This is a genomic window from Protofrankia sp. CiP3 (assembly GCF_917627345.1).
In the GTDB taxonomy this organism is placed as follows: domain Bacteria; phylum Actinomycetota; class Actinomycetes; order Frankiales; family Frankiaceae; genus Protofrankia.
On sequence record NZ_CAKJTM010000127.1, the window covers coordinates 2,557 to 12,250 of the forward strand.

The following is a 9,694-nucleotide window of genomic DNA, read 5'->3' on the forward strand; positions in this document are numbered from 1 at the left end:
GGCGGCTACCGTAGCCATCGTTCCAACGACCAACCCGGCCAGCGGTCCGCCGGCCGGGTTGGGGATGCATACTGCGCGCTCGGAGGGACTCGAACCCCCAACCTCTTGATCCGTAGCCCTCGGCGGACCGTCCACCCACGTCTACCGACGTCCGCTGGTGCAGGTCACAGGCTCGGGACCGTCCACCGGCGTCCATGGACGTCTGTCCCCGTTGCAGTACGTATGCAGCACGGTGCCTGTCTGGGTGCCAGCGACGGAACGTGAGGAATCCGATCAAGGTTCGGGTCTGCCTGCCCGACGAGAGCCTGGGGCGTGCTGGTCCTGGGAGGGTGAGCATGAGCTGTGGTCGGGCAAGCACACGACCATCGGACACAACTTTCAGATCATCAGTGACCCCGAGGGGAACGTTCTCGCGGTTTCCGAACCTGTTCCCGGTAGTCGCTACGACCACTTGATTCCGCCACCCCTACATCACCACCAACGACGCGACCCCCGCCGTCTGCAACAATTCGTGCGGTTATTATCACCCACCATGACGGGCATCGTCTCGCGGGTGGCCCGCGACGGTACGGCAACAGCTGGCCAGGTGCGGTCGGTCAACGCGAACGAACCTGAAGACCACGGTGCCGCTGGTTGGTCTACGCGGGCGGGCAGGTTCGCGAACCGGTGGCGGGAGTGGGCCGACGTTCCCCGCCAATTCGGCATCGCGATGGTGATTGTAGTGATCTTTTTCGGGGGGGCGGCCGGCACGACCGCGCTCATCTTCGTGCACCGCCATCACGCGTTGCGGGTGGCGGGTGAACGCGCCGGCGCTTCCGTGATCAAATCACAGAACCTGCGCGTCGACCTGTCCAATGCCGACGCAGACGCGGCGGCGCTGGTATTTGATGAGGTCGACCTCGACCTCGACCTCGACCTCGACCGGAACAAGGACCAGCTGGCCCGCGACGCGTACGACGCGACCAGGACCGAAAATACGGTGACCGACAAGGTCGTCGACGCCGAGATGGCTCTCGCTGAGCTGCGGCGCCTCAACACCAGCCTCTGCCCGGACCACGGGACCAACCCGACAGATCTGGCCGATTCCAGCTGCGAAGGTGACCTTCTCGACCTGCTGGAGCGGCAGATACCCACCTACACCGACCTCGTCGCGACGGCACGGGCGCACAATCGGGTCGGAAACCAGGTTGCCCAAGCTTACCTGCAGCACGCGTCGGCTCTGATGCAAAACAAGATTCTGCCCGCCGTGGACCAGCTGTTCGTCCTGACCAGCGAGGACCTCGACCGGGAGTCCAGGCGGGCCACGGACGCCACCCACGAAGTCGAGATAGCGGTGCTGCTAGGCACGTGTTGCTGCACCGCGCTCGGCGGTCAGGTTCTGCTGTTCCGCCGTACCCAACGGGTGTTCGACGTGCGCCTGCTCGCGGGCACGGGGGTTCTCCTGCTCGCGGGGGGCCTGATGTTCGCCGGGATGGGCATCGAGCGCTCCCGGGTCGTCACGGCACAGGAGAAGGGTTACCAGCCCATGGTGCTGTTCACTCAGGCCCGGGTGCTGGTATTGCAGACGCGCACGGACGACAATCTGTCGTTGATCTCGCTGAGCGACCGGGCCCGGTACGACCAGGGGTCCCAGGACGCGGTGCGTGCACTCGGCTATGACCTGGACGGCAAGCAGTTCGCCACCGGGTCGCTCCCCGCGGGACGGCGGGGAGCCCTGGTCGCTGCGCTCGACCACATCCCGGCCCCCGAGCGCTCGGCGCTGACAGCGGACCTGGACGCCTGGCTGTCCACTCGCGCCGTCGTCACCGCGCTGCTCGCCCCAGTGGGAGTGGCGGAGAAGCCTGCGGGTGGCGATGAGAAGCTGAGTCGCTTCGCCCACGCGACGCTGCTGACGGTGAACTCCAGGGAACCCGCCTTCGCCCGGTTGGATCAAGAGCTCGACAAGGTGCTCAACGTCCGCCAAGCTGACTTCCGCGCCCGGATGTCAGCAAGCGCGCCGCCGTTGGACTGGCTCGGCTGGAGCGGCTTCGCGGGCGTTCTCGTCGCGGCCCTGTTCATTCTCGCCGGCTTCCGGCGCCGTTTGAGGGAGTACGCCGCGTGAGACGCAGCCGGGGGTCTGTCGGTAAACCCGCCGAGGGGCGTTCCAGCGGATTCGTAGGGCCGGTGGTCCGAAGATTCGCCTGGGCGCGGCGCTGCATCGTCCCGCTCGGTGTCGGAGCGGTGGCGCTGGCCGTCGCGACCGCGTGTGCCACCGTCGGCAGTCCACTGCCGACGGACGCGAGGCCGCTGCTGCCCATGCCGACCACACCCGCGCCGTCCTCGTCCTCTCCTCCGTCTTGCGCCAAGTTCGACCCGTTTAGTCAAGCCGTGCCGCGGATGGATCCGATGCCGACGCCTGGCGGCTCAATGCCCACCGGCTCGGCCATGGCGGACATCAAGCAGCGCGGTTTCCTCAAGGTGGGCATCGCGGTGGACGACCCACCGCTCGGCTTGGTGGACTGGCGGAAACTCCAGATCACTGGTTTCGACGCAGACGTCGCCCGCGCCGTCGCGGAAGCGATCTTCGGGTCGGACGGGACCGTCCAGTTCCAGCCCGTCTCCATCGACCAACGTGAGTGGGTACTCACGTCGGGGAAGGTCGACATCGTCGTAGCCAGCTACACGATCACCTGTGAACGCGCGCAGCACGTCAACTTTTCCGGGGTCTACTACACGTCGCACCTCGGGCTGCTGGTCCGGAACAACGCCGGCTTCAGCTCCATCGGGGATCTCCAAGGTCACACCGTCTGCACATCGGACGGGAGCACGTCGTTCGAGAAGCTGGAGACTCTGCCGCCACCCGCGCCCACAGTGACGCCTGCCCCGAACATCGCCGACTGTCTGGTAAGCCTGCAACGCGGCGAAGTGGATGCGATCGCGACCGACGACGTGATCCTGGCCGGGATGGCGGCGCAGGACCCGCTGCTCACCGTGGTCCCGCACGCATTCGACCAGGCATTCGCCACCAACCTGAGGGTCCTCGACGAGCCATACGGGATCGGAATCCCGAAGAGTACGCCCGACAACAGTCAGTTTGTCGCCTTCGTCAACGGCGTCCTGAAGGCGTACATGTCGGACGGCCGCTGGACCGCGCGCTACCAGCAGTGGCTGAACATGCTCGGAAACGCGCGCAGCCCGCTCGAGGAGTACCCACCGTGGTCCTGGTGAGCCACCGATACGATGACGGCGCGGGGTTCAGGGACCTACCCGGCGGATCGTGATGCGGCTCCACGCGCCGACGAAGATCTCGTCCCCGTCCCGCACCGGAACCGGCTGGCTCTTCGGGAGGGGCGCGCGCCTGTCATTCAGCCGTGTCCCGTTGCGTGACCCGTGGTCGACAAGCTGGTAGGAGCCGTCCGCGGTCCGTTCGAGGACGGCATGCTCGGCCGAGACACCCTCGTCCTCGACCGGCACCGACAGGTCGATCAACGGGCGCCGGCCGTCGAGCCGGTTGCGCCGGCCGATGACGACACGCTCGCCGCGGATCGGGACGATCCTCAGCGGCTGCGCGGCGGGAAACCGCATTCCGTCGGACCTGCCGGTCTGGAAGTACATGTGGTCGGCGTCGATGTGCGCTTCCCAGCGGACTCTCGCTACGGGGTACGGGACCAGCTCCGGCGGTGCCGGCATCGTCCCGGTCGCGAACTCGCAGCGGCAGCGCAGGCAGAACCGTTCGCCTACGGCTTGGCGCGCCCCGCAGTTCGGGCACCCGCCACCCCTCCGCCGGCGGGCGTCCTCCGGCGGTGCGGCGGAGGCTGCCTCGTCAGTTGGCACTGTCGATCCCACGGGTCCACCCCGCGCGGAGCATAGCGACCTGCACGTCATGGTCCTGGACGTCATCGCGGAGAACCACCGTTCCGGTCGCTGGGTCGTCGATGGTCACCAGACGGGCGAGCAGCTCAAGTGCCGCCAAGTCGCCCGCGGCGTGCGCGAGTGCGACGGCCCTCCCCAGTAGGTCCCGCGCGGCGGTGAGATCATCTGCCAGCAGGGCTTGCGTGCCGGCCTTGATTTTCTGCGCCACGTCGATCTGTCTCCTCGACGTGGTCATTGTGTGGCTGGCCTGGCTGTACAGCGAGTAGTCGGCGGTCCAGCGTGCGTAGACCGGAGCGGTCGCGAGTTCCCTGTCGGCCCGAACCAGGTCGATGCGGCCGGCCCAACTGGCCTCGTCCTCGATGACAGGATCAAGACCTTCGATCCTGACCTGGTATTCGCGCTTCTCCGTGCCCCATGCTCCGGTCGGGAAGGCGGTAGTCTGATCGTCCACTCGGCGTGCCCGACCGGTCAGCTCCTCGATGGTCGGGTGGGTTTGGGTCACGGACCTCAACCGCGCTCCGTAGGGGACCCAGATCTGGAGAAGGATCTCGGCGAGCACTCTGCTGGTCGCGTCGCGTGCGATGGCGAGGAAATCCGCCTCGAGGTCGGCCGGCTGTGGGACGTCCAGCGCCGTGCCGAGCAGCATGCTGGCGATCGTCGCCAGCTCCTCGGCGACCCAGCCTTCTCCGATTCCCCGACAGTCGCACCGGAAGTGGCCTTCGCAGGCGCGTAGCGCCCGCATGAACTCCTCCGGGGACTCGTGTTCGTTCCTCCCATCGGTTAGCAGGATCGCCTGGCGGATGGCGGCCGGAGCGTTGCGCAGGAGCTCGTCGGCGAGGGTTAGCCACCGGCCGATCGCCGTGCCGCCGTTGGACCGCAGCGTCGCGACGGCCTCGATCGCTGCCTGACGGGATCCCGGGGAGGCAATGGCCAGTTCCCGGGAGTCGGGGTAGAGCGGCGTGGCCGTGCCGGTTCCGGCGACCACAGCGAAGTACGTGCCGTCGCGCAGCGTCTCAACTGCCTTCGACGCGGCGCGCTTGGCCGCGGGGAGCTTCACGCGCGGATAGTCCATCGAACCGGAGGCGTCGATCAGAATCACCACGGCGTGGTCGTCCGCCGGGGGGGCCATGCTGCCGGCAACAGCCGTCACCGTCACGAGCGTGTCCATCGCGGTCGTGCTGATCGAAAGGTACGGATCATGATCCACGGTGAGCTCAAAACTGATCATGATGGCCTTCCTGAGCCCGTGTGACCCACGTCGCAATGGTCATGTCCATGTCTGCGGCCGGACCCGGTTCGCCAGCGTCACCAGCCGGACGCGATCGGCTCGGGTGGTGGCGAGCCTCGCGCGCTCGCGCAACAGCCGCTCCCGTTCGAGACCGAGTTTCGTGATGTCCAGCGGTATTCCAAGCACGGTGGCCGGCAACGTCTCAAAGCTGGTTGGCACATCGCCGCTACTTCCGGCGGCGGAACAGGCCAGCAGCTCGGCCGCTGCCAGCACCGCCAGACGCAGAGCGTGCCGCTGGTCCTCGCCGATCTCGGGTTCTGCCTCTTCGAAGACCTCGCAAGCCTGGGTGATGGCGACCGCCATCGGCGGCTGCCCGGGTTTGCTCGCGACGAGCAACTCGATCATGCGGGTCCGCGCGGGCACGAATGACCGGGAGTTCGCCGTGACCCGGTTGTAGGCTCGCACACGGTCCGCCGGATCCCTAACGCAGCGGGCGAGCGCGAAGGCGACGCTGGAGATCGACGGGTCGGTGCGGGAGACGATGTCGAGGATACGGGCAGCCTCCGGAAAATCTCCGGCCTGCTCCAGAGCCAGCGCAAGCGCGAACCGCGGCATCAGCTCGCCCGGTACCTGGGAGTAGACCCGGTCGAAGTAGTCCGTGGCAGCCGTCGCTTCACCGTCCACCAGTTCCGTCAGCCCCTGGTACCACATGACGCGCCAGTCGCGCGGTTCAGCCACGGCAAGCGCAGCAAGCTGGTCACGGGCCCGGTCCAGACGGCCGGCGTCAATCTCGGCGCGGACCCGTCGCAGTCTCACCTCCACAGTCATAGGTTCCAGCGCCGCCAGTCGGTCGGCCAGCGCCGCAGGCTCCTCCCGCACGGACAGTGCATCCATGGCGAGGGCCGCCGGGTCGTTTGGGTCCACCCGCAGCGCGGCCAGAGCCTGCCATCGGCTGCCGGCATCCTCACTGAAGACGGGTGGCGCTGGTTCGAACCACCGGCTGACTACCGGGGCCCGCCGTCGGGGCTCCTCCCTGGCCGCGACGATCTCGTGCAGCACGCCGACAAGTTCCTCGGCCATCTCGTGTGCACTGCCGAAACGGTCCTCGGGGCGACGCGCTGTGCCTTTGAGCAGGAGGCGGTACAGCGAGTCGAACGCGTCGAACACCGGGGAGGACGGCAGAGTGTGCCGGTTCTTTCTGGTGGGCTCCCACCCTCCACCGAGCACCAGCATGGCCAACATCCGACTCGCCGCGTACAGGTCCGAGGCGATCGAGGGAAACGCCCGTTCGGCACCGTTCCGGTAGGTGGCGTCGTCGATTTCCGGTGCGCGAAAGCCCGGGGTGCTCACGTAGTTGGATGTGGTGTCGTCCACCCGGCGGGCACCACCGAGATCGATCAGCGTCAGCTCGTCCGACGTCACCATGACGTTGTCTGGTTTAAGGTCGCAGTACACCAGCCGGTAGCGGTGCAGGTGGTCCAGCGCGGGGAGCAGCCGCAGGAGATAGCGGGCCGCATCGGCCGGTGCCAGGACCCCGCCCGATGCCTGCATGCACTTCTTCAACGACCGGCCGTGGACGTAGTCCATGACGATGTAGTCGGCGCCGTCATGGGTGACGAAATCCCTGATTTTGACGATGTTCAGGTGGGACAACGCCGTGAGTGCCCGGCGTTCGTTCTCGACCGCACCGCGGGCCTCCGGGATCGCCGTGTCCAGCAGACCCTTCACCGCCACCCAGGACACGACCTGGTCGTCACCGAGGTGCTCGTCGCGCGCCGCATAGACCCAGCCTTGGCCACCGTGGGCCAGCGGCCCGGCGATCCGGTACCGACCGCCGATGAAATCGTTCGGGTTGAGCTTCACGGTGAACGAATAGGGCTGGCCGCACTTCCCGCACCGGCCCTCCAGATCGACCGTCCCGTCACCGGACCGCGCCACCTCCGCCTCGCACCAGCCGCAGCGGCGCAGAGCGCGGGCCACGGAGGTGGTGGCCACCAGTATCGGCGGACCGGTGAGCGGGAGGTCCGGCAGAGCCGGTAAGGCGAACAACCCGCCGCTCGGGGTCGGGCGGGGTGAAACATCCGGTGGGCCGGACCCGCCGGAACCCGTTCCGGCCCCGCGACTGCCGGGAGCCTGTGCGGGGTGTCCACAGGTGTTGCAACGCCCGTGCACGGTGATGATCCCCGAGCCCGTACAACGCCCCCGTCGGCATGGCTGGCCGGTCATGTCGGCCGCACCCGGCGTGCCGGTCGTCGCCGGGCTCATCTGACCGCCCCGCCCCGACCCGGCGGGGCGGGGCGGTCAGATGACATGCCCGGCTCCTGGTGGGCCTCCGATTCGACTCTGATGCTCAGCGCGTCTGCATAGTCGAGGATGCACCGCTCCGCCAGCCGCAGGTCCGTCGGCACCTCGTCGAGGGTCGCGCGGGCCTTCGCGTGCAGAATGGACAGTACGGCGTCTTCGAGGAGGCCGAGTCGACCGGCTTTTGCCGTGTAGACGCGCAGCCGGCTCCGTAACTGTTCGTACCGATCGCGTGGCGCCGCGTTGGCATTGATGAGGCGCTCGGTGGCCTGGGCCGCCTGGGCGGCGTGTCGTCGCCAGGCCGCTATACCGATCGCGGCGTCCTTGCGGCGGCCCGCCCGCACCGCCGCCTGCAGATCCGCGAGCCAGGGCCGCAGGCCACGCCCCGAGTCGGTGAGGAACTCCGGGTCGGCCAGCGCGAGCAGGCCCTCCGGCCGGGTAAAACGATCCATCGCGTCGAGGGCGAGGCGCGATCCCCGCCGCAGGTCCGACTCCAGCGTCTCGAGTATTCCGACGAGCGCAGGCAGCTCGTCTGCGGCATCGTCGGGCACGACGGTGACCGCTTGTTCGGGATCATCCTCGTTGATCATATTTGTCAGTGCGGCTGCCGGCGACCGGGACGCCGCCTCGGTCACACCGTTGTCGGCCGTCGTGCTGCAGGTGGCGGCGTTCACGGGGGCCACTGGCCGGGCAACCAGGATGCACTCCGCCGGGTCGCTCTCACTGAGCACGTGCACACGCTGGCTCGGCAGCTTGTGCTCCGTGGTGAGCGCGTCGATCTTGTTCTGCACCGTCGCCCGGAACTCCGCGAGCGTCGCCGGCCCGTGCTCGTCGGCCATCGCGATACTCAACGCCCGGGAGAACACGCTGAACGCGTCGGAACCACGTGTGAACCGGGCCCGTTCGCCCGGACCACACGCATAGACATAGAAGATTCGCCGTTCCTTCACCCGCTGGACCCGTCGCCGGGACCAGCCCGCCGCGCCCATGGTGGCCTTCTCCTGAAGGTGGACACCCTCGCGGCAGGCGTCGACGAGGATAACGACGTCTCCGGCGTTACTGGCATCGATATAACCCCGGAAGTCAATGGGAACGCACTTATCGAAAAATTTTCCCGACCGTGTGAACGCGCTGGAAGGGACCAGATAATCCTGACCGTTGCCATGCACACCGTGCCCGCTCAGATACAGCACCAACGTTTGTTTTCGGGACGCCCGGTCGATGAACGACTCGATTGCCGACTCGATCGCGTCCCGGTTGGTCCGCCGCACGTCGTGTACCTCCACCTGGTAGCCCACCGGCTCCAGGGCGGCCATCAGCTCCCGTAGGTCTTCTTCGACAAACGGCAGGTCGTCGATGGAGGTGTCTTCGTAGGACGGAACGCCCACCAGTAGCGCCCGGTACGTTCCCGCTCCGCCGTCGCGGCCGTCACCCGAGTCTCGCTTCATACGGCGTGACTACTCGCCGAAGGTCAGGGTGATCGCACCCGTCGCGCCGACCTGGCTGGACGCACCGATAACGGTGACACCACCGCTCGCGGTAACCTCGAAGGAGATCTGGGCCTCCTTCAGTGGTAACCTCCCGCCGGCTTCGGCGATTTCGTCGAACACCCCTCGTAGGCCGTCCACCACATGCCTGAGGCTTTCCCGTAACACGGCGACCGGAATATTGCGCACCGACGTCTCGCCACCGCGACGACGGAAGATGCCCTTATCCCCGCCACCGACATCCTCCTCGTCGTCGGCGACGAGAAAAGGCAACGTGCACGTCGGTACTTCCACTCTGGCATCGGACATCAAGACTCCTGATCTTCATCCCACACCGTCGATCTCGCGGGGATTCTACCTCCGGAGAGTGCGGCATCGGTCACCTACCTCCGCGTGCAGCGCTTCTCGCAACCACCTGCACCGGTGGTCATCGGAACTGCCCGACGACCCCGCAGGCAAGGGCAGGTCCGCCGTCTGGAGGCACCGAGGCGTGGGCAGCTGGCTGGCCTGCTGGTCCTCGTGGGCCGACACAGACCGGGGCCGTCGCAGGTGTGCCGCATCGATCGTTCCCCATCAGGGGGCTCGGTAGAAACTGCCAAAAAGCAACGAATGCGCTGGTCAACGCCGCGAAGGCTGGTCAGTGGGTTACCCCCGCGACGGGTCCGCTGAGCTGTGTTGACGTTGGTTCTGCGACCAGTGGGGCTGTAAAAAGAACGGCTCTGCCAAGATTCCGGTGGTGACAGGTGGTGATAGGTGTTCATGAGAGCAGGATGCGCTGGCGGAGCAGAGGGAACCCGGCGCGGCCGTACATCTGCCTCTTGATCAG

At 67.3% G+C, this 9,694-nt stretch carries 7 protein-coding genes; 2 read left to right on the top strand and 5 right to left on the bottom strand.

What is annotated here, in order from left to right; translation table 11 throughout:
• Positions 1 to 532 precede the first annotated feature (532 nt).
• Both MJ797_RS23720 and MJ797_RS23725 read left to right on the top strand, forming a co-directional pair.
• A complete protein-coding gene (locus tag MJ797_RS23720; RefSeq protein ID WP_239341399.1) occupies positions 533 to 2,101 on the top strand; it encodes a hypothetical protein in 1,569 nt (522 codons plus the stop codon).
• Positions 2,098 to 3,207 carry a glutamate ABC transporter substrate-binding protein gene (locus MJ797_RS23725; RefSeq protein WP_239341387.1) on the top strand — a complete coding sequence of 370 codons (1,110 nt, stop codon included), beginning with the start codon at positions 2,098 to 2,100 and terminating at the stop codon, positions 3,205 to 3,207. The genes MJ797_RS23720 and MJ797_RS23725 overlap by 4 nt, the downstream gene beginning before the upstream one ends.
• A 27-nt stretch (positions 3,208 to 3,234) precedes the next feature.
• Here MJ797_RS23725 and MJ797_RS23730 read toward each other — a convergent pair whose 3' ends face one another.
• The 5 genes from MJ797_RS23730 to MJ797_RS23750 all read right to left on the bottom strand — a co-directional run bounded on the left by MJ797_RS23730 (position 3,235) and on the right by MJ797_RS23750 (position 9,177).
• Positions 3,235 to 3,813, bottom strand: a complete 579-nt coding sequence (locus MJ797_RS23730) for an FHA domain-containing protein (protein ID WP_239341389.1) — start codon at positions 3,811 to 3,813, stop codon at positions 3,235 to 3,237.
• Entirely contained in the window at positions 3,803 to 5,080 is a 1,278-nt protein-coding gene (locus tag MJ797_RS23735) for a VWA domain-containing protein (protein WP_239341391.1), read from the bottom strand. The genes MJ797_RS23730 and MJ797_RS23735 overlap by 11 nt, the downstream gene beginning before the upstream one ends.
• Positions 5,081 to 5,119: 39 nt before the next feature.
• On the bottom strand, positions 5,120 to 7,075 hold the full coding sequence (locus MJ797_RS23740; RefSeq protein ID WP_239341393.1) for a serine/threonine-protein kinase: 1,956 nt from the start codon (positions 7,073 to 7,075) through the stop codon (positions 5,120 to 5,122).
• A 266-nt stretch (positions 7,076 to 7,341) separates the two neighbouring features.
• Positions 7,342 to 8,829, bottom strand: coding sequence for a caspase family protein (locus MJ797_RS23745; protein WP_239341395.1), 1,488 nt, complete (start codon positions 8,827 to 8,829; stop codon positions 7,342 to 7,344).
• A 9-nt stretch (positions 8,830 to 8,838) separates the two neighbouring features.
• Complete coding sequence (locus MJ797_RS23750; protein WP_239341397.1) at positions 8,839 to 9,177, bottom strand: hypothetical protein; 339 nt, start codon at positions 9,175 to 9,177, stop codon at positions 8,839 to 8,841.
• Positions 9,178 to 9,694: the final 517 nt, after the last annotated feature.

Coding starts and splice junctions, on each gene's coding strand:
- MJ797_RS23720 (WP_239341399.1), top strand. CDS start 533: ATGACGGGCATCGTCTCGCGGGTGGCCCGCGACGGTACGGCAACAGCT.
- MJ797_RS23735 (WP_239341391.1), bottom strand. CDS start 5,080: ATGATCAGTTTTGAGCTCACCGTGGATCATGATCCGTACCTTTCGATC.
- MJ797_RS23745 (WP_239341395.1), bottom strand. CDS start 8,829: ATGAAGCGAGACTCGGGTGACGGCCGCGACGGCGGAGCGGGAACGTAC.
- MJ797_RS23750 (WP_239341397.1), bottom strand. CDS start 9,177: ATGTCCGATGCCAGAGTGGAAGTACCGACGTGCACGTTGCCTTTTCTC.